The following is a 20,528-nucleotide window of genomic DNA, read 5'->3' as shown; positions in this document are numbered from 1 at the left end:
GGTATTCCGACGCGTGGAATCAGCTTGTATCACGCGTCGGAATACAGCAGGCACAACAGTTTTGGGATCACGTTTCATCCACTCCCGGAGCGCCGGATCCTATCGCGTCCACATGCTTTCTGAGAGGGAAGGCGGGACGTCCAAAACAGCCAGGTTTCTCTCGAACCATCCATTACGAAGTCTCCAGTATGGCCAGAATTAACTACCAGTATTGTGATTCCTACAGAACTTCGCCGGAGATGGAACCCCATCCGACGGTTTTCATTCTCACCATTGATTATTCATCGCACTGAACCTCAAAGTTCAATAAGCATTGCCAATTTTGTTGGACGTCATACGGGAACTTTCTATGGTGCCGGTGAATCTGGCGGATCCCAGCCATTACTTGACTGTGCTTGTGGATCTACGAACCCGTCTCCAGTTCCTTGAGTTGGAGTCGTGTCAATCGCAGCCGGCTCCACAGGTCGTTGCGCTTGGCGATCTGGCGGGTTTTGGCGTGGGCTTTCTCAAGTCGGTCGATCTCGGCAAGAAGCGCTTTCCTCTTGCTGTCAACGGCGATGCGATGGTCAACCTGTTCGGGGTTTGCGTCGTTAAGGATGACCTGCGCGCAGATGGCGTCCCATGTATGGCCAAGGTCACGTTCGTCCAAATGAATCGACTCCTGCGTGAAGTTCACGTTCTCGGCCGTGTAAACGCACCCCTCCATAAGACCTTGGGAGACCTTGGCATTGCGGAACACCGCCAACGTGCATTCACCGGCGAACGTGCAGACGAACAGAATGCGCGTCTTATAACCCGTTCTCTCGCCGTAATAGCGAGCGATATGCTCCATGACCTGCACGGGCGGCGTCTCTGTTTTGGTTTCGATGCCGAGCACGAAAACCGTATTCACGGTTTCACTTGCAGGAATGCCGGTGGAACGTTCATTGATTTGCGCAAGCATCGTGAACGACACCACGTCTTGCGTGAACCTGCGGCGCAATGCCGCCGGCACATCCATGCCACGGTAGAAGCCTTCCTTGGATAGGCGGCCACGTCCTGCCGGCACTGCGGTGATGCTGGGCAGTCCCATGCTGAGGGCGGATATGGGACCGCAGTATTCGATGTCGCTCATTGCTTTGACTCCGATCGAGGGTTCCGCTTGGGCAGGATCACCAGGAAGCAGATGAGTTCGAAGTCGTCGATGCCTTGTACCGTCGGCGCGAGGAAGTCAGCCATGCCCGTGGTCAGGAAGCTATCGGCTGCTGACTGAGAGTCCGCTTTAATAATGCCAGAAACAGCTTCTTGCAGCAGACGCGAGGCACGGCTCATGTCCTTGCCGTTCTTCGTCATCCGGTTGTAGATGCGGCATGCGTGATCGTCCGGCTCATTCTTGCCTTTGCACAGCATACGCATGAGATCAAGGCACGCTTTCGGCTCCAGATGCCCGTGCAGAATCGTACCATCGCTGCCAACATGCACCAGATAATACGGGTGAAGACGGTTGCTGCCGCTCGTGTTGACGCCTTCGTTCACATTCTTCAGCACGAACATGATGCCGGGCTCGTCGCCTTCCACCACCGCATCGATGCCATCCGGCGTGTGCTCGATATCGGGATTCTGCTGGTGGTATGCGACCAAGTCCATGCGGAACTCGTTGAGACCGAGATCAGTGATGCTGATGCCACCTTCCACGTCTTCAAGGTCGGGAATCTCGTTCTGCATCTGTTTGAGCTGGCTCGCCCGGTAGGCGAGATCGCCTTTCTCGTTCTCGTTGATGTAGTCGTCGTCACCGGTGGACGTGAGCACAGTCAGACGCATGCGCGCTTCCACACGGTCCTTGAGCTTCAGATACTTGTCGAGATCCACGTCGGGCCAATAGTTGACCAGTTGGATACGCTCGTTTTTCGAGCCGATACGGTCCACACGGCCGAAACGTTGGACAATGCGCACCGGATTCCAGTGAATGTCGTAGTTGACCATTTCGTCGCAGTCCTGAAGATTCTGGCCTTCGGAAATGCAATCGGTAGCGATCACAATGTCGATGTTCTGATCATCAAGCCCCTTCGTGGTGGTTTCACGCTCCTTAGAAATCGGCGAGAAGCACGCGAGAATGTTACTCATGTCACCGCCGACCTTCTTCAACGTGCAACGGCCCGGTCGAGCACCGGTCACTTCTGCCGTCTCCATGCCAAGCGTCTTCGCGTACGCGCTCACATGCTCGTACAGGTAGTCGGCAGTATCCGCGAACGCAGTGAATACCAGCAGTTTGCGGTTGCCGGGGTTGATCGGATGCTCAACCTTCGCGCGGATTGTATGGTACAGCTGCTGGAGTTTGGCATCATGACCAGCGTCGATACCGCCGATCATCTTCAACAATTCGTTGATAACGGTAATGTCGGCTTGAATATAACGACGCCAGTCCTTCCAGTTCATGTCGGACAGAGCGAACTGTTTCTTACCTTGCGTGGTGAATTCCATCTGTTCGTCGTCGTCCTGATCAAAGTCAAAACCAGCATCGAAACTATCCGCGTCAATATCCTTGAACATACTCGTATCGCGATGCTGACGGCGGTATTCCTCATACCGGTCGAGCACTTCAACCGTGCCCTTCATATAGCCAAGCACACGCTCCAACGTCAGCCGGAACGAGTGCACACTGCTTTCAAACCGTTTCAACAGGTTCGTAGCCATGAGCTTGCGTACGCCGGTCTCACGACCGCTCGTGGTCAGGCTCTCCCCCTCGCCTTCAAAATACTTCGCCCTGCGTGATTCGAGTATGAACTCGGACGGCATGTACAAGGCCAGAAAGAGTTTGTCGAGTTCATCGTAGATTTGATCGTATGTGACAGCACCCGCTTGCGTGGACAGTTTCGGACGCACGCTGATCGGCTTCAATCGTTCCGGGAACCTGCCGATTGCTTTCATGTCGTAATAACGTTGGATATGCTTGCGACTGCGCGCCACCGTCACCTGATCCAACACCTTGAAGAAGTCGAAGTCCAAACGATCCATGAGATTCGCCGTGGTCCGCTCCTTCGGTTCGAGCTTCGACCATGCCGAATACGCTTTCTGCGCGTTCTTGAACACATTGTCGATATCCGTAGACAGGTCCAGCTTGGCGGTCCAATCGTCGTCGTTGCCCTCGTAGGCGAGACGCAGCTGGTTCTCCAGATCACGGAACCGGTTGTTCACCGGCGTCGCAGACAGCATGAGCACCTTGGTGCGCACGCCGGAGTGAATGACCTTGTCCAACAGTTTGACGTATCGGTTTTCCTTGCTGTCCGCCTTCACCGCCGAATCGTTGCCGTTGCGGAAGTTATGCGATTCGTCGATCACGACGAGATCATAGCCGCCCCAATTAATACGCTCGATCGGAATGTTCATGATCGTATCACCCTTGGAACGGCTCAGATCAGTGTGATACAGCACGTCATAGCGGAGACGATCCTCAGCGATCGGATTATTGGTCGCGTTCGACCGGTACGTCACCCAATTGTCCTTCAGCTTCTTCGGGCACAGTACAAGCACGTTGCGATTGCGCGACTCGAAATACTTGATCACGGCCAACGCGGTGAACGTCTTGCCCAGACCGACCGAATCAGCCAGAATGCAACCGTTATACGTTTCCAGCTTGTTGATGATCGACACGGCCGCATCCTTCTGGAAGTCATACAGCATATGCCAGATGCAGCTCTCCCGGAAACCGGTGCCTTCCTTGGGCAGCACGTCCTCGTCCACGTCCTCGAGGAACTCGCTGAAAATACGATACAGGGCCTTGTAATACACCAGTTCCGGAGGATTCTCACGATACATGCGTTCAATACCGTCGATCACCGCTTCGGTCACATCATGCACTTGGCTGCTGTTCCACGCCTGATCGAACATGGTCAACAACCCACTCGTCTGCGTCGCATCCTGCTTCATCACAAACGACGTGTATGCAGGAGACGACGCATGCTTGGTCACGCCGAGCTGCGTGGTCGAAAACTCATTGAACGGCATATATCCGGAAGCGTCTCCACCATCACGTTCCACGGCAAGGAACTGCGGGAAGCCGGTTTCCTCATCGAATGACATGAATCGGGCACCTTTGCGTCGTATCCAATCCACGCATTCCAACGCGACTGCCTTCTGCGTCAACTCGTTGCGCAAACGGATTTCCAGATTCGTGCCGTACAGGCTCTGCTCTCGCCCCAGACGGGGAATATAGAACTCGCGCCGTTCTTTCGGTGTGCGATCCTTCGTGAACGCCTTCGACGTGAACAGGAACCGGAACGAATCCAACGATTCCAACTGGTCACGCAGCTCACGGTACGCATACATCGAAAACAGCGAGGCCGCCACCGACATGCGATCGCCGGAGCGTATTGTGCGTACCAGATCATCCTTCACCAGTGAGGTGCGGTTGTCGATTATGCCATAAGCGTTCATGCGCTGTGATCCTTCATCTTCCTTGTGATCGTCTTCGCGATCACCCTCGTAATCGTCCTCATGGGTTTCACTGCGGTGCTGATCGGCTATGCCCGGCGTTTGCTCAGGCATAGCATTCTGCGATGCCGATGCTTCCGGTTCAGAATCCGTACGTGGAGCAGAAGCCGCCGGAACGGTCTCCCGCTCAATCACAATGAAATGATATTTCGACCATCCTCGTGACATAACGACGCTGGCCCGCAGCGGCGTCCCATCATCCGCAGCGAGCTGATAGAAGCAAGATTCCCCGGGTTTCAGCTCGGAACCGGCATGGTCCAATATCTCACGTTCGACGGATGTCAGATCCCCCTCATAATCAGCCCTGCCATCCGAGTAGGCGCGCACGTTCAGCTCGCCGTCCTTGACCAGCGTCACCGTTCCGGAATTCTGCAGGAAATCAGCCATACGCCGCGCTACGACCGGCCGCGAGGCGCGCATCATCTTGGACCGGGATGGTCTTCCCTGCTCGAACACTCGATTGACTGCAGCCGCATTGACGGACTTGCCACGCATCGCGTCACGCACATACGATTCAGGCAACAAAGAAAACGATGCAAAACGATTGCATGAATCCTCTTCCAGACGCTTGCTCTCAGCGGGACTAGCAATAGTCTCGAACGGTCGTGCCAAATCATCATCCGTTTGCTGCAGATAGTGGCCAAGCTCATGCATCAGAGTGAAATTACGGCGGGCCGTATACTCGCCGTCTGTGAACTGAACCTGTATTCGGCTTCGTTCACCCTCTTCCAAAGCAAGGCTGAACAGGCCAAGCAGACCGGCTTCGATGTTATCGTCCACAGTGACGTAATCATCCACATCGCTGCCGTTCAGCGAAGCGACATACTCAATCAGCACCTCACCTTTCCAACGATCCACGACCTCACCGGGATCGGCTTTGGGCGCTGGAGGAAACTCGGAGTGCCGGGACGAGGCCAGGGCGAGCATGGCTCGCGCCTGGTTCTCCACCTTGCGATGATGCTGCAGGAACTCTGACATTGTTACACCGCCGCGGCCTCTCCTTACCGGCTACCGGATGCTGACAGCACTTCGTTCGCGGCCTTATGCAGCGCACCACGCAAAGCCTGCACACCATGCCCGTTCACCCTAGCTGCAAGCTCGAACTGCGCCTTGTATGCCAAACCCTCACGCGAATCGCCCGGCAAACCACTGGCGGCATACGCATCCGCAGCTGCGCGCCACAACGGCTGTTCAACCTCGATCAGGTAATCGTCATCCACAGCAGGCTTGTCATATGGGGACTGCGGGAATCCGGCTTCGGCCATTTTCCTCTGCTGCTCAGCGGTCAACGCCTTACCGCGGCTGACAGCGATGCGCTGGCCGGGAGACAACTGCAGCACAGTTTTCAACGCGTTCGCGTACGCTTCCAATTCTTCACCGGAATGCCGAGTGACCTTCTGCTCATCATGCAGCTTCGGCAGCTTGGCGCACATGGCATGCCATGCTTCCATGCATCTGCGAATCTCGACAATCGCCTTTGCCGCAGACGTTGTCGCATCCTCCGGAGTTGTCGCGCGTTCAATGCCAAGCGCATCATCCTCGCGGTCATTGACCAGCGCATCGGACGCGGCTTGTCCGAATTCGCCCAACGGCTTGAACAGTATGCGGACCGGCACTTCGGTCGCCAACTGCGGCCATGCGACCATAGTCATGCCCAATGGAGTATTGCGCACCACCAATGCCTCTTCGGTTCGCTCAGCGTCATTGTTGCTCATCGGAATCGCCGTGATAAGACGCGCGTCATCATTCACGCCTCCGACCAGTACATACTGGGCGCCGACCTCGGTTTTCGCCATCCACAGCTGACCGGCAGCCACAGGCTGCTCCAGCCGCTTCGCAATGTATTCCGGATTCTCGAGGCGGAAGATTTCGTCTGGAATCGCAGATGCTGGAAGCGTAAATGAACGCCTCATCGGCGTCTGAACATGTTCTACCATGATTCACCTCCGTGCTCATCAATGGAATAATCGTCGGTATCATCGTCATTCATGCCGACGGATTCATAGGTTATGTTCGTCAGATCCACATCGGTATCGGCATAGGTGTATTTGTCCGATTCGTCTTGAACCATATATGGATGAAGATTGATGATGGCTCGTGTCAGCACGTTGATCGCCACAGAGCCCTCAGCCTTCTGCAGGATACCGCTGAGGCACGCAATCATCTGTTTGCGATCCAGGAATGGCCGTCGACTGCGCTTCCCCTTTCGGTAATCATCATATTGCCGGTCATCGGGCCAATCGATCAGTCTCCTATAGGGCCATGCAAACGAACGAATCTCCTGTTCCGAGAATCTCGTCTGCAACGGGGAGCAGGTCTGTAGATGCCATAGATTGGTTTCCGGCACATTCGCGAAACTCGTGCCATCAACGACGGTTGCAGCTATCTCCATATCGTGTTCGATGACGCGTCTGGTCAAGCCAAATTCCGTCATGTCAAACAAGTCAGCGAACCAATGTTTGATTTCACCGCGAATACCGGACTCGAATTCAGCATCCGTTCCAGAGGAGTGCAGCAGTTTGATGATTTGCGGATTGATGCTCTTCTCCTCATAATCGAGCGAGGTCATGCCCTTGCTCTTTCTTGTATTGGAAAAGATGAATTTCATGGTCCACGTATCGGGATCAGTGGAGCCGAACCTCGCCACGATGGCGGGATTAAGACCCGTCGCATATCCAGACGATTCCAGTTTCGGAGATATAGCGTTGTATATCAGATCATAGAGTCTGGCAAAACAACGGTCCTCCAGCAGCTCTTTACCGTAACTTGTCGGCATAACTCCTCCCCATCGAATGGAAACAAAGCCAGTCTACTACCAGCGCGAAATGCAAGCCGGCCAAGACCATCTACAAGTCCTTGAGAGTTACATTGCCGTTGCGATTCCGGTCGAACGGGTATCCTGGCATGTTGCGTTGCAGTTCCTCCTGAGTGAGCCGTCGACATTCCCAAGGCACATGCCGCCCGGCCCACACCCGTTGCGTGGAGCCACAACCTATTACTGCTGGTAGAACGACTCCTGCTTGCTATCATTGACCAGGATGTTCATGGTCAACGGAACTGATCAGAGGCTTGACCTCCGCAGGGGCCTGTGCCGGAGCAGGGCCCGCAGGAATCGGACCGGCAGACACCGGATTGGCGGACACCGGATTGGCATATGCGAACGGCGTGCCGCACTGACGGCAGAACTTCGCCTCATCCGGATTGGATGTACCACACTGAGTGCATGGTTTCATGAGTGTATTCTCCTTCTCAATCTCCTCTGATGAGCCTCACCATGAGACCCACTGGCCAATGTGTCAGGCCAGTCACTTGATAATCCGCTTCCCGGCATATACCGTGATGCAGCTCCCTTGTAACCGCCCGTCAATCGGTAGTAACCGGACAATCGCCTCACACCCGTTGGAAACACCGGAATATCAGGCGTGTCTTGGTTTTTAACAATAAGCATCGAGGGCATCCCGCGTTGTCGCAGGATGCCCTCGATGCTTATTGTCGGTTTGTCTCACCGCTTCGCGTCGATCACCGTTTCTGGCATTCGGGGCACAGGCCGAAGACCTCCAGCGTGTGCGACTCGACGGTGAATCCATGCTTGCCGGCCACGCTGCGCAGCCACGCCTCGTTCGGCGGGTCGATCTCCACGGTCCTGCCGCAGTTGCGGCACACCAGATGATGGTGATGGCCGTCGTCGCCGCACAGGCGGAACAGCTGCTGGCCGTCGAGACGAATGGTATCCGCTGCGCCCGTGTCCGCCAGCGCGTTGAGCTGACGGTACACGGTGGCGAGGCCGATCCTGGAGCCTTCGTCCTCCAGCTTGCGATGCAAATCCTGGGCGGAGATGAATTCCTCGCAACCGGCGAGCGCTGCGCGGATGGCGTCTTTCTGCTTGGTCTGACGTTCGATATGTTCAACCATACGGAAACGTCACGCCTCCCTGCTGCCTGCCGCCGAGCTGGCCGCAGCTGCAGTACCGGCCGCGTCAGACGCGCCTGCCGACACCGGTTGCACGAACGGACGCTCATACGGTTTCAGGTCGTCCCAGCATCCGGTGGCCTCCAGCTCGGCGACCGTGCGGGCGGTGTCGTCGGTGAGCACGGTGATGTGGCCCATCTTGCGGTTGTGGCGCAGCTGCGCCTTGCCGTAGTCGTGCACGTTCCACTCGGGGTGGGTGGCGATCTGCGCGCGCGTGGGCAGCACATGCTGGCCGAGCACGTTCACCATGACGGCCGGGCTCAGGAGCTTCGGTTGGATGAGCGGCCATCCGGCGATGCCGCGGATATGCGCGTCGAACTGGTCAATGGAGCACGCCTCGATGGTGTAGTGGCCGGAGTTGTGCGGACGAGGCGCGAGCTCGTTGACGATCACGCGGTTGTCGCGGGTGACGAACAGCTCGATGGCGAGCGTGCCGGCGAGCTCGAAGCCCTTCGCGAGCGCCAGGGCCATCTCATGCGCAGTGCGTGCGATCTCGGGCGAGACCTCGGCGGGGGCGATCGTCATGTGCAGGATGTTGTTGCGGTGGTCGTTGCGCACGATCGGGAAGGTGACGTAATCCTTGCCGTTGCCGGAGACGAGGATGGACGCCTCGAACGCGAAGTCGACGAACCCTTCGAGGATGGACGGGGGGAAGCCGCCACCGCGGTCGCCGCGGGCGCGAATCTTCTCCAGATCCATATCGTTTTTGAGCACGTGCTGGCCGTGGCCGTCGTAGCCGCCGGAGCGGGTCTTCAGCACGCACGGGTAGCGCAGCTCGTCGATGGCGGCCTCGAGCTCGTCGAAGTCGTTGACCTCACGCCACGGCGCGGTCTCGATGCCGTGCTGGTTGATGAAGGTCTTCTCGTTGATGCGGTCCTGGGTGACGCGCAGCAGGTCGGTACCCTGCGGGGCTGCGACCAGATGGCGCACCTCGTCGATGGAATCGGCGTCGACGTTCTCGAACTCGTAGGTCAGGACGTCTGATTTCTCCGCCAGATCATGGATGGCGGTCTTGTCGTCGTATTCGCCGACGATCTGGAAGTCGGCGACCTGTGCGGTCGGGCAGTCCGGCGTCGGGTCGAGCACGCCGATGCGGAAGCCCATGTATTTGGCGGACAGGGCCATCATACGGCCGAGCTGGCCGCCGCCGATGATGCCGATCGTGGCACCCGGCTGCAGCATCTGCGTGGCGCCGTGCGTCTCCTCAGACAAGCTGGGCATTGGATTCAGCCACCTTTTCCTTCAGTTCGTTGCGATAATCCTCAAGCTTGTCGGCGAGTTCCGGCTCGAACGCGGAGAGCATCTGCACGGCGAGCAGACCGGCGTTCGTGGCACCGGAGTTGCCGACGGCGGTGGTGGCCACCGGAATGCCGCCCGGCATCTGCACGATGGAGAGCAGCGAATCCCAGCCGGAGAGGGCGTGGGAGCGCACAGGCACACCAATCACCGGCAGCGTGGTCTGCGCGGCGATCATGCCCGGCAGGTGGGCGGCGCCACCGGCACCGGCGATGATGACCTTGAGGCCGTTGGCGCGGGCGTTATGCGCGAAATCAGCCATCAGCTCCGGCGTGCGGTGTGCGGAGATGACCTGCTTGTGGTAGGCGACGCCGAACCGGTCGAGGATATCGCAGGCACGCTTCATGGTCTCCCAGTCGCTGGAGGAGCCCATGACCACCGCGACTTCGGGCTTGGATTCATTTGCCATTATCATTTACTCCCTAGTTATTGAGAATATGCCCCCACTGTACTCCTACGCCTTGCATATCGGCAGAGGCGATGAGTTCTTGGTGTCGCACCACCACTGAAGCGCCAGGCAACGCTCTTCTCAGGCCGTCCCAGCGGTGGAGTCTCCTACAGCTCGATGACGATCTTGCCGAAGACGTCTCCGGCGACCATCTTGGCGAAGGCTTCGGGCGCGGCGCCGAGACCGGAGAACACGGAATCGATGGCGGGATGGATGTCGGCGATCTGCACGAACCGCAAGAGCCGTGCGAAGTCCTCACGCGAACCCATCGTGCTGCCCTGCACCCGGATGTCCTGGAAGAACACGCGCGTCAGTTCGGCACCGGGCTGGTCACCGGTGGTGGCGCCGCAGATGGCGATGGTGCCGCCGGGACGCACGGATTTGACGGAATGGCTCCATGTGGCCGCACCCACGGACTCGATCACCGCGTCCACCTTGCGCGGCAGACGGGCGCCGGTCTCCAATGCGGCATCGGCCCCGAGCTCCAAGGCCTTGGCCCGCTTGGCTTCGTTGCGCGAGGTGACATACACCTCAAGACCCGCCGCATGGGCGAGCTGGATGGCGGCAGTGGAAACGCCGCCGCCTGCGCCTTGGATCAGCACGGAGTCGCCCGGTTTGACGCCGGCGGCATTGAAGAGCAGCGAATAGGCGGTCAGCCAGCTGGTGCCAAGCGCGGCGGCTTCGACAGTGGTGAGATTCGCCGGCTTGGCGAATACGTTGGCGCTGGGAACCGCCACCTTCTCGGCCATGGTTCCCGGATATCGTTCGGACAGGATCGAACGCCGCTCCCCCGGCGCCACACCGTTGCCATCCGAGCCGACCACGGTGTACAGCACCACTTCGCTGCCCGCCTTGAGTCCGTGCTTGCCGGGGATGTCCTCATCCAGCACACCCACGGCATCGGTGCCGAGGATCATCGGCGTCTGCTCGGCGGCGAGTCCCACGCCCTGCAGGGACCAGATATCGTGATGGTTCACGCTCACGGCACAGGTCGTAATCGTGGACCAGTATTGGCGCGGCTGCGGCTCGGATTGCTCTCCGACCGCGAGCGCGGCAAGCGGATCATCATGGTTGACGGTGGATGCGTATACGGCCTTCATCGGCTTGACTCCTTCGAAATAACCTGACAATGACGAGCTGGCATCCATTCTTCCACACCCGAACCAACGCGGCATACGCCTCACTGCATTTACGGAGATGTTGGGGGTATTTGCCCCGCCCGAAACGACTTAGGCAACAGGTGACGCTAGCATGTCGAATTCGGAAGTCTGATGCGAGGGGAGAATTCTGATATGGGCGAGGTGCGGGGCAACGAATCGGACAGTGTCATCACCGACGGCGTGAGCAGCGAGCGTCCAATCGTTCCCCGGTCCGCTACGACTGCAGCCACAGCCACAGCCGCCCAAGGCGCAGCACCCGCGACCACCGACGCACCCCTGCTGCGCGGCATCACCGGCCCGGCCGACGTCAAGGCGCTGCCGGCAGGACAGCTCAAGGAACTGTGCCGTGAGATTCGTGCCACGCTCCTCTCCTATGGGCACCATCACGGCGGGCACATCGGCTCGAATCTTGGCATGGTCGAGGCCACGGTGGCCTTGCACCGCGTGTTCGACTCACCCCGCGACCGCATCGTGTTCGATGTCTCCCATCAAAGCTACGTGCACAAGATGCTCACCGGCCGCGCCGCCGCATACCTCGACCCGGAACGCTTCGGCGACGTGACCGGATTCACCAACCCCGAGGAGAGCGAACATGACCAGTTCGTGCTCGGGCACACCGGCACGTCCATTTCGCTGGCCTGCGGGATCGCGAAGACCCGCGATACCGAGAATGCCGCCGCCGAAAACGCCGCGACAGGCGCATCCAGCACGATCGGCAACGTGGTGGCGGTGATAGGCGACGGCTCGCTGAGCTCCGGCGTGGCGTTCGAGGGACTGAACAACGCCGCCGAACAGGGCGGCAACCTCATCATCGTGTTCAACGACAACGAGATGTCAATCGCCGGCGATTTCGGCGGCATGTACGGACCGCTCGCCCGTCTGCGCGCCTCGGGAGGCACAGCGCAGCCGAACCTGTTCGAGGCGTTCGGATTGGATTACCGCTATGTGGAGGCCGGCAACGATGTGGATGCGCTGGTCGCCGCTTTCGAGGAGGTAAAGGACATCGATCATCCGGTGGTGGTGCATATCCATACGCTGAAAGGCGCGGGATATGCGGGATATGATGGATGTCCCGAGTGCAATGGGCAAGCGAGCGACACCACGCAGCAGGGTATGGATACCGGCGATATGTCACATGGCACGACTCGTCCCGGCGATCTGGCCGAGGGCATTGCTTCCACCGACAACGTGCTGCATACGGAGCCTTGGCATTCCGACCATTGCAATCTGTCCGACCACGAACCGCATGAGGGCCAGTGCGAGGCGTCGCATTGGCAGAAACCCGATTCCGCGCTGGGCAATCCGGACGACCCGCGCAAATACTATGGCAAGATGGCCATGGCCGCGCTCGAACCGCGATTTAACTACGAGCCAGGGCTCGTGGTCATCTCCCCCGCCACTCCGGGCTCCAACGGCATCACGCATGATTTCCGCGAACGCGCGGGCATGCATTACGTGGATACCGGCATCACCGAATCCCATGCGGTGGCGTTCGCTGCCGGCATCGCCCGTGCGGGCGGCACACCGGTGGTGGCCACGACGGCATCCTTCTTCCAGCGCGCCTACGACCAGTTCTTCCAGGAGATGAGCCTGAACCGTTCGCGTGTGACCGTGCTCGACTTCCTGGGCGGACTGTCCGGCTCGGACAACACCCATTCCGGCACCTATGACCTGACGATGTTCGCCAACATCCCCGGTGTCACGATGCTGGTGCCGACTTCCGGCCGCGAGTTCCTTCACGACCTCGCCTGGTCGACGATGCCGGTCGGCAAGCCCGGCGCACCGGAGGGCGCGGTGGTGATTCGCGTACCGGGTGAGGCGATTCTGGCGGCCGACCGTGATTCCTCCCTGCTGCCGCTGACCGGCGGCGCAGCGGCTGGTTCACTCACTGGTTCACTCAATACGGCGGAGGAGACCCCGAACGCCGGCGGCAGCGATGCCGAACGCATCGCCGCAACCGTCCGCGATCTGCAATCGGCCCCGCTGCCGCAGTCCCAGGCAGACATGCTGAGATGGCGAATCACCCACCGGGGTGTGCGAGTGGCGATTGTGGGCCTTGGCAACGCCTATCCGCTGGCGGAGCGCGCTGCGGCAGAACTTGCCACCCGGCACGGCATCGGAGCAACGGTCATCGATCCGCGCCAGTGCACTTCGCTGGATACGGACGTCTTGGAGTCGCTGCGCAGTGGCCATCAACTTGTCGTCACCCTTGAGGACGGTCAGCTGGAAGGCGGCTGGGGCGAGAAAATCACCGCCTACTATGCCAACCATTGGATCCGGCCGGCGTCCGAAGCCCAAGGCACCGGCCTTGCAGCCAGCGCTCCTGCATTCGGCGACACATCTCATGACACACATGCCGCGCCAGCGAATCCCCGCGTATTGAACTTCGGCGCCGCCAAGGAATTCACCGACCGCGTTCCCCTCGCCGAGCTCAACGACCGTTACGGCCTGACCGTGAAGCAGGTCGTCGACTCGATCATTCGCTGTTTTTGATGGCGTCCAGCGCCGGAATCTTCACGGCCTTGTTGGCCGGACCGAATCCGAACAGCAAGCCGATCAACGTGGAGAAGAGGATGGCGAAACCGAACAGCCACCAGGGGATCACCGAGTAGCGGGTCACATCCTCGCCGCCGACCAGCGCCTGCCAGAGCCGCTCCCCGAACGACAGCGAGGCGGCGTCGTCAGACGCTCCGTACATCATCGACGAGAGATAGGTCATGCCGATGAGGTTGATGGCCAGCGAAATCAGTCCGCTGATGATGCAGCCTATGAGTCCTCCGAAGAAGCCAATCGCCCCGGCCTCGGCCAGGAACATGACGCGGATGTCTCGCACATAGCAGCCGAGCGCCTTCATGATGCCGATCTCGCGCGTGCGTTCGGTCACGGACATGACCATCGTATTGGCGATGCCGATGGCCGCAACCAGCAGGGACACGGCACCGATGCCGCCGAGGATGAGCTGGATGGCCCGCGACTGCTCCTCCAGCGACTTGCGCATGTCCTCGTAGGACGAGGTGTCGAAGCCCATCGCCTTGATCTGCGATTCCACCTCGGGCACGGACGACAGATCCGTGACCTTGACGAACGCCTGATCGTATGTGGTTGAGGTCTTCTTGGCCGTGGACGGGTCCACTTTGGCAATCAGCGCCTTCAGGTCCTTCAGGTCCATGACCAATCCGCTGGAGGTGGAGTACCCCTTGCTCTGGTCCGCCTTGGTGATGCCGGAGACGGTGAGGTCCACGGTGACGGTCTCCGACTGGGAGCCCGTGCCGCTCCCGGAACCGCCGCCCATCATCTGCATGCTGTAGGAGCTGCCCTGGTAGTCGGTGCCGGTGACCAGCGTCAGCCGCGTTTTCATCGGATCGAAATACGGGTCCTGGTCCTCAGGCTCCTCGCATTGGCCGGTGGCCTCGTTATACGTGCAGGAATACGAGCCGTCGCCACGGTTGGCGTAACGCATCTCGCCGCCGCGCAGGGTGTCCATGAAGTCGTACGCCAGCCACTCGCCGGCCAGGACCTGACCATCGCGGACCGGCATGGAGCCGTCCTTGATTGTGTAGCCCATCTGGTCGAACTGCGTCATGTCGATGCCCATGATCTGCACGAAGTCGGCCACGTACCGCCCACCCGAACCGGCCTTGAGCGTGGCGTTGTACGGCAGGTTCATCACCGGTGTCACACCGGAGACGTTGCCCAGCGAACGGAAGCTCTCGAGGGCCTTGTCGTCCAGCTTGACCTCGGTGGTGCCCGAGCCGGTGTTCGTCCTGCCTCCGCCGGAGGTGTAGACGGTGACGATGGAGAGATCGCCCATCTGCTTGAGCATCTTCTCGTTCTGTTCGTTGATGCCCTGGCCGAGGGAGATCATGAGCACGATGGAGCAGCAGCCGACGATCACGCCGAGCACGGTCAGGATCGTGCGTGATTTGCGTCTCCATAGGTTCTGGCGGCAGAGCCGCAGGATATCGCCGAATCGCATGGCATGGCCTTTCGCTCAGGCCTTGTGGGCAGGCGAGGAAGGCTGGATGGCGGTCTGTGCCTCGGACCGCGACGCGCCCGCCGCAGGGGCAACAGTCGCAGTGGATTCGGCAGGGCCACCGGCGGCGGCCGTGGAACCGGCAGCCGAAGCACCGGCAGCCGGCGTAATCACCACAGTCGGCGTCGCATCCGAACCAGAGCCACCGATCTTGAAATCTGTCGGGGAGCTCGTCCTGGAGTTTGCCAAGGAGCCCGCCGAACCGGCGTTCCGCTCGGCGGACGTGCCATCCGCGCCCTTGCCTTCCGCCCAGTCGTCCCACTCCTCATCGATATCGCTCTTCGCTTTCTTCTTGCGATGGCGGCGCACCAACAGCACAATCACCACAATCAGCACCACTATGCCCAAGGCACCTGCCACCCACACCCACCAAGGGACGGCAGGACCGGCGGCGGGCTCACTGAAGTCGTCGACCATCGTCTCGTCCACGGGCGGCATGTCCGCCACGGTGAGCTTGACCGGGAATTCCTTGGTCTTGGTCTGTCCGTCCGAGTCCTCATACGTGATCTTAAGCTTGGCGTCGAGCTCGCCCGCCGCCTGCGGGGTGAACGCATAGCCGATCGAGCCGGTGGCGCCGGATGCCACATTGCCCACATACTGGTTCTTCATCGTGGCGTCGAAGCCCTCGCCCTCCATCGTGGCCTCCACGTTGGCGATGTCGCCCTTGCCCTTGTTCACATATTCCATTGTGAGCGTAGCCTCCTGGCCGGCGATCACCTGATCGGGCAGCACCGGCTCGCCGATCTCGAAGCGGTCGGGCTGGCTGATCGGCACTGAGATCTTGATGTCGGACTGGGTCGAGTTGCGCGCCCCGGAGTCCAGATACTCGTATTTGAAGCTCAGCCCGATGGGCTGCGCGCCGCTTTTCGCCGAGGACAGCGCCTGCATCGGCACGGTCTGGGACAGCGAATAGCCGGCCCACAGCGCGTCCACGTAGAAGGTGTTCGTACCGCCGGCGATCGCGAAGCTTTCGCCGCCGTCCACTGTGACCACCATGTTCGTCACGGCCACCTGGCCTTTGTTCTGGAAGGTGAAGTTCAGATCGAACTTGGAGCCGGCTGCCACCGTGTCGGCGCCGGTGGTGAAGTTGGTGACGATGATGTTCGGCACCGGTCCGGCCACAGGGGTCGTGACCTCGCCCGAGCCGCCATCGCCGGACACGCTGGCGCCGTCTTCGGCGAACGCCTGCCGATGGGCTGCCGGCATGGCGACCAGCAACGCCAGTGCGACGAACATCGCCATGATGGCGGCGAACAGGCGGACGACGCCCCGGCGAGCGGCAGAGGGCCCGGTTGCGTCCGGGGTTATTGCGTCCGGGGTTATTGTGGACAGCGCGATCGCGGAACCCGGCTTGCGGGTATCGGCTTCAATGGAATGCATGGTCATCTTGTGGCTCCTTGTTCGCGCCGCTCCTGGGTGTTCGGCTGGGTTGGGGACTGGTATTGGTTCCGGTTGTACTCAAGGCGCTGTGTGCTGTTGTCGCCTCGACGGGATGCTGTGGTTGCAGACAACTGGGATTTGGCCGCATCCGTTGGATGCATTGAATCCGGCCACTGCGCCGCTGCTGGACGATTGGCCGTATCGCTGATGATGCGGCCGTCCAGCAGGGTGACGATGCGGTCGGCGTATGCGGCCATCTGCGGGTCATGGGTCACCAGCACGATGGTCTGGTTGAAGTCGCGGGCGAACGCGCAGATCATCGCCATGACCTCGGCCTTGGTCTTGGAATCGAGGTTGCCGGTGGGTTCGTCGGCGAACACGACCTCGGGCCTGGTCACGAACGCGCGGGCGATGCCGACACGCTGCTGCTGGCCGCCGGACATCTGCCGTGGGTAGTGCCCGATGCGGTGTCCGAGGCCGACGCGCTTGAGGATGCCGCGGGCCGTCCGTTCGCGTTGCGCTTTCGGAACGCCCCGGAACATGAGCGGCATGGCCACGTTTTCAAGCGCGGTCAGATTGGGCAACAGATTGTAGGACTGGAACACGAAGCCGATGTGCTTCTGGCGGAAGGCCGCCAATTCACGCTCGTCGAGTTTGCTGACCGGCACACCGCCGATTCTGACGCCGCCGCGCGTGGGCTTCTCCATGCCGGCAAGCTGGTTGAGCAAGGTGGATTTCCCGGAGCCCGATTCGCCGAAGATACAGCAGATCTGACCCTGCGGGATGGCGAGGTTCACGCGTTCCAACGCCACTACGGTCTCGTCTTCAACCGGGTACTCCTTGCGCAGGTTGCGCACCTCGATGATGGGCCGGGCGACCTTACCGCCGGAACCAGCACTGCGGTCATTGGTTCGGGCATCGTCATTTCCAACGTCATCGGCATCATGCCGAACAACATCCTGGGTCATAGGCACCCTCTTCCCTCGTTCGTCGCCATTGGCGGACGCTGCTGTGCACTGACATCCGCAGAGAAAACCTGCTCTGCGAATGCACGTCCTCGACGTGAGGCCTCCAGACCGTCGCATTCATCCAGCTGTCAGCGCATCCGCAGCCAGTCTATAGCGTTTGCCCATGCCTGTGCATCCCCTAAGGGTGTTCCCGGATAGTGTTCCCGGATCACGCATGCAAAGGCCTCTTCACCCGACCGCACAAAAAAGCCGGTTTCGTCAAACTCACGCAACGAAAACCGGCTCTGTTCACGTGCCCCCGACCCGACTCGAACGGGCAACCGACGGATTAGAAGGCCGTGGCTCTATCCATTGAGCTACAGGGGCATGCAAAGGAATAACGTACTAGACGGCCACGACCCATGATGCATTTGCCTCTCAAAAAACGACGCTGAAGGAAATACCCGTCGCGCTATTGGAGCATGAAATACGCTGCGATTCGCGGAAAGGGACTGTAAGTACGCGTCTCGACGAAGGTCACGCGTACTTACAGCCGGTTTCAGCGGCAATACAGACCGTAAGTACGCGCCATCATCGTTGGGACGCGCACTTACAGCCGCTTATAGAATCGACTACAGTTCTCCCGAGCACCACAGGCAACCGCGAGCAGCAGCGGGGCACGCAGACCATTGCCAATCGTGGCGCGATCCATCACATCGCAAGTCGCCACAGCCGAACGAATCAATCCAGAAGTTCAGCTTTCGAAGACGCGGTCGCGAATCATACGGCCGGATTCGTCCAGCGCGGTGGAGAAGCGGCCGTAATCGGAGAGAATCACGCCCATGTACAGCATGTCCACGAGCGCGGTATCGGCCACGCGCGAGAAGATCGCATTGCCGTAGATGGCATGCGAGTCGCGCCCGGTCACAAGCACTACATCAGCCCAGCTGGCCAAGGGAGCGCCGATGGCGTTGGTGATCGCGATGGTTTTGGCCCCACGCGATTTCGCCAACCTCAGCGCCTTGACCGTATCAGCCGAGCTTCCGGAGTGGGAGAACGCGATGGCAACATCGCCATGAGTCAGGTGTCCGGCGCCGATCTGCTGCAGGTACGCATCGGTATTGAGGCGACTGGTGAGCCCCAGATACTCGAACTTCGTGAACAGATCCATGGCCGGCGTCAGCGAATTCTCCACGCCGAAAATATCAATCAAACCCGCTTCGGCGATGATCTCGACCGCCTTACGGTAGGCTTTGGCATCCAAGGCACCGCGCATCTCGTCGATCAGCGCTTTGGCACCATCGGCGGCCTTGGCAGGAATCTCATCGACATTATCCCAAGGATTCAGGTCGAATCCGGACAATGGATCGAACGTCACCTGATGAGCGGCGGCGGGGTGACGCAGCACATACCGCAGTTCACGGTAGCCGCCGAATCCCAGTTTGCGGGAGAACCGAATCACGGTGGGCTGGCTTACATGCGACGCATCCGCCAATTGTCCGACCGTAAGATCGGCCGCCTCCTCGGTGTGGTCACGAATGTATTGGGCCACGGCCCGCTCGGCCGGACGCAGCGTAGGGTACACGTGGTCGATACGCTCCCGTATTCCCACTGACGATTGCACAGGTACGCTCCCGTTCATTGCCATTGCCATCTTGTACGATTCCGAGCCTACCGGCTCACGCCGCGAAATCGGACATTTGCATTGACCGCAATATGAACTGTGACTGAACTCTTCCGCCGGCCGCCTCCGTTTGCACAAAACTACACGACTACACGAAAACCATGTAATTTCACTTGCTGTTCACAGTCCTTTCTCCGAGCTTTCCCCGATGTAATACAATCGCTACCCCGCATCGACGCACTATGGAAGTACGGCATGAGGTTGGAGCCGTGATAACGGAACACCGATCATGACGTCACATCATGCGGCGTCAAGCAAGTTCGGACCGTCCGAGCGTCAAACCTGACACACACCGTCAGACAGACGAAAAGGCGGCCAAACGAAAGGCAAGTTGAGAAATATGCTCGAACTGAAGAACATCACCAAGTCGTTCGGCGACACCCACGTGCTGAACGGCATCAGCATCACCCTTGGCGACGGCCAGATCATGTCGATCCTCGGCCCCTCCGGCGGCGGCAAGACCACGCTGCTCAACATCATCCTGGGCATCACGGACGCCACCAGCGGCCAGCTGCTCTACAACGGCGAGGACCTGACGAACGTGCCGATGGAGAAGCGCGGCTTCAACATCGTGTTCCAGGACTACGCGCTGTTCCCGAACCTCACCGCATACCAGAACATCACCTACGGCCTGCGCAACAACCCCGGCATCTCCTCCGAGGCGGAGATCAAGGAGCTCATCTCCCTGCTCGGCCTCGAAGAGCACCTGAACAAGCACATCGACGAGCTCTCCGGCGGCCAGAAGCAGCGTGTGGCCTTGGCACGCACGCTGGTGATGAAGCCGAAGCTGCTGCTGCTCGATGAGCCGCTGTCCGCATTGGACGGCGTGATCAAGGAATCCATCAAGGCCAAGATCAAGCAGATCGTGGAGCAGTACAAGCTCACCACCATCATGGTCACGCACGACCCTGAGGAAGCCTGCACGATGAGCGACAAGGTGCTCATCATCAACCACGGCAAGGTGGCCCAGTTCGACACCCCGGAGAACATCATCGAACATCCGGCCAGCGACTTCGTCAAGAAGTTCATCCTCCACCAGCTCGAAGTCAAGCGCAACAACATCTACACCCTGTTCAACGAGGGCGATGCGAACGCTTCCAAGGCCAACGCCCAGCTCGCCGCCGAAGGTCAGGAGGCCTGA

12 protein-coding genes, 1 tRNA gene and 3 pseudogenes are annotated in these 20,528 nt (G+C 59.8%); 2 read left to right on the top strand and 14 right to left on the bottom strand.

The window, feature by feature from the left end; all coding sequences use genetic code 11:
- Positions 1-403: 403 nt before the first annotated feature.
- From BW09_RS08500 to BW09_RS08460, 9 genes and pseudogenes are all read right to left on the bottom strand, one after another.
- The gene (locus BW09_RS08500; protein ID WP_140463322.1) at positions 404-1,114 is read right to left on the bottom strand and encodes a DUF4391 domain-containing protein; all 711 of its coding nucleotides are present in this window, start codon (positions 1,112-1,114) and stop codon (positions 404-406) included.
- Complete coding sequence (locus BW09_RS08495) at positions 1,111-5,448, bottom strand: helicase-related protein (protein WP_140463320.1); 4,338 nt, start codon at positions 5,446-5,448, stop codon at positions 1,111-1,113. Before BW09_RS08495 ends, BW09_RS08500 begins: the two co-directional genes overlap by 4 nt.
- A gap of 23 nt (positions 5,449-5,471) precedes the next feature.
- Positions 5,472-6,407, bottom strand: coding sequence for a hypothetical protein (locus BW09_RS08490; protein ID WP_140463318.1), 936 nt, complete (start codon positions 6,405-6,407; stop codon positions 5,472-5,474).
- Complete coding sequence (locus BW09_RS08485; RefSeq protein WP_044089954.1) at positions 6,401-7,246, bottom strand: hypothetical protein; 846 nt, start codon at positions 7,244-7,246, stop codon at positions 6,401-6,403. The genes BW09_RS08490 and BW09_RS08485 overlap by 7 nt, the downstream gene beginning before the upstream one ends.
- A gap of 250 nt (positions 7,247-7,496) precedes the next feature.
- Positions 7,497-7,703 carry a zinc-ribbon domain-containing protein gene (locus BW09_RS08480; protein ID WP_044089956.1) on the bottom strand — a complete coding sequence of 69 codons (207 nt, stop codon included), beginning with the start codon at positions 7,701-7,703 and terminating at the stop codon, positions 7,497-7,499.
- 286 nt (positions 7,704-7,989) lie between these two features.
- Positions 7,990-8,382: a Fur family transcriptional regulator gene (locus tag BW09_RS08475; RefSeq protein ID WP_044089957.1), complete on the bottom strand. Its 393-nt coding sequence runs from the start codon at positions 8,380-8,382 to the stop codon at positions 7,990-7,992.
- 111 nt (positions 8,383-8,493) lie between these two features.
- Positions 8,494-9,660, bottom strand: a pseudogene (purK, locus tag BW09_RS08470) (5-(carboxyamino)imidazole ribonucleotide synthase); the annotation flags it as partial.
- Positions 9,644-10,144: a 5-(carboxyamino)imidazole ribonucleotide mutase gene (purE, locus tag BW09_RS08465; protein ID WP_044089958.1), complete on the bottom strand. Its 501-nt coding sequence runs from the start codon at positions 10,142-10,144 to the stop codon at positions 9,644-9,646. The pseudogene purK and the gene purE, both read right to left, overlap by 17 nt.
- 146 nt (positions 10,145-10,290) lie before the next feature.
- Entirely contained in the window at positions 10,291-11,283 is a 993-nt protein-coding gene (locus BW09_RS08460; RefSeq protein ID WP_140463313.1) for a zinc-binding dehydrogenase, read from the bottom strand.
- Between the two features lie 336 nt (positions 11,284-11,619).
- Between BW09_RS08460 and BW09_RS08455 the strand changes: the two are divergent.
- Positions 11,620-13,618: pseudogene (locus BW09_RS08455) on the top strand (1-deoxy-D-xylulose-5-phosphate synthase); the annotation flags it as partial.
- Positions 13,619-13,819: 201 nt separating this feature from the next.
- Here the strand turns inward: BW09_RS08455 and BW09_RS08450 are convergent.
- The 5 genes and pseudogenes from BW09_RS08450 to BW09_RS08430 all read right to left on the bottom strand — a co-directional run bounded on the left by BW09_RS08450 (position 13,820) and on the right by BW09_RS08430 (position 19,327).
- Positions 13,820-15,319 carry an ABC transporter permease gene (locus tag BW09_RS08450; protein WP_140463309.1) on the bottom strand — a complete coding sequence of 500 codons (1,500 nt, stop codon included), beginning with the start codon at positions 15,317-15,319 and terminating at the stop codon, positions 13,820-13,822.
- A 15-nt stretch (positions 15,320-15,334) separates the two neighbouring features.
- The gene (locus tag BW09_RS08445; protein WP_238566984.1) at positions 15,335-16,618 is read right to left on the bottom strand and encodes a COG1361 S-layer family protein; all 1,284 of its coding nucleotides are present in this window, start codon (positions 16,616-16,618) and stop codon (positions 15,335-15,337) included.
- Between the two features lie 299 nt (positions 16,619-16,917).
- A pseudogene (locus tag BW09_RS08440) lies at positions 16,918-17,613 on the bottom strand (ABC transporter ATP-binding protein); the annotation flags it as partial.
- A 404-nt stretch (positions 17,614-18,017) separates the two neighbouring features.
- A tRNA-Arg gene (locus BW09_RS08435) sits at positions 18,018-18,090 on the bottom strand.
- Between the two features lie 367 nt (positions 18,091-18,457).
- Complete coding sequence (locus BW09_RS08430; RefSeq protein ID WP_044089978.1) at positions 18,458-19,327, bottom strand: MurR/RpiR family transcriptional regulator; 870 nt, start codon at positions 19,325-19,327, stop codon at positions 18,458-18,460.
- 400 nt (positions 19,328-19,727) lie between these two features.
- On the opposite strand from BW09_RS08430, the gene BW09_RS08425 reads away from it, so the two are divergent.
- Complete coding sequence (locus BW09_RS08425) at positions 19,728-20,528, top strand: ABC transporter ATP-binding protein (RefSeq protein ID WP_044089962.1); 801 nt, start codon at positions 19,728-19,730, stop codon at positions 20,526-20,528.

The organism is Bifidobacterium sp. UTCIF-1 (assembly GCF_006408915.1).
GTDB classification, from domain to species: domain Bacteria; phylum Actinomycetota; class Actinomycetes; order Actinomycetales; family Bifidobacteriaceae; genus Bifidobacterium; species Bifidobacterium reuteri.
This window is presented reverse-complemented; position numbering and strand designations above follow the sequence as displayed.

Excerpts from the sequence above, each read along its gene's own strand:
- BW09_RS08445 (WP_238566984.1), bottom strand. The coding sequence starts at position 16,618 with ATGGCGATGTTCGTCGCACTGGCGTTGCTGGTCGCCATGCCGGCAGCC.
- BW09_RS08475 (WP_044089957.1), bottom strand. The coding sequence starts at position 8,382 with ATGGTTGAACATATCGAACGTCAGACCAAGCAGAAAGACGCCATCCGC.
- BW09_RS08425 (WP_044089962.1), top strand. The coding sequence starts at position 19,728 with ATGCTCGAACTGAAGAACATCACCAAGTCGTTCGGCGACACCCACGTG.
- BW09_RS08490 (WP_140463318.1), bottom strand. The coding sequence starts at position 6,407 with ATGGTAGAACATGTTCAGACGCCGATGAGGCGTTCATTTACGCTTCCA.
- purE (WP_044089958.1), bottom strand. The coding sequence starts at position 10,144 with ATGGCAAATGAATCCAAGCCCGAAGTCGCGGTGGTCATGGGCTCCTCC.
- BW09_RS08460 (WP_140463313.1), bottom strand. The coding sequence starts at position 11,283 with ATGAAGGCCGTATACGCATCCACCGTCAACCATGATGATCCGCTTGCC.
- BW09_RS08495 (WP_140463320.1), bottom strand. The coding sequence starts at position 5,448 with ATGTCAGAGTTCCTGCAGCATCATCGCAAGGTGGAGAACCAGGCGCGA.
- BW09_RS08480 (WP_044089956.1), bottom strand. The coding sequence starts at position 7,703 with ATGAAACCATGCACTCAGTGTGGTACATCCAATCCGGATGAGGCGAAG.
- BW09_RS08450 (WP_140463309.1), bottom strand. The coding sequence starts at position 15,319 with ATGCGATTCGGCGATATCCTGCGGCTCTGCCGCCAGAACCTATGGAGA.
- BW09_RS08485 (WP_044089954.1), bottom strand. The coding sequence starts at position 7,246 with ATGCCGACAAGTTACGGTAAAGAGCTGCTGGAGGACCGTTGTTTTGCC.
- BW09_RS08500 (WP_140463322.1), bottom strand. The coding sequence starts at position 1,114 with ATGAGCGACATCGAATACTGCGGTCCCATATCCGCCCTCAGCATGGGA.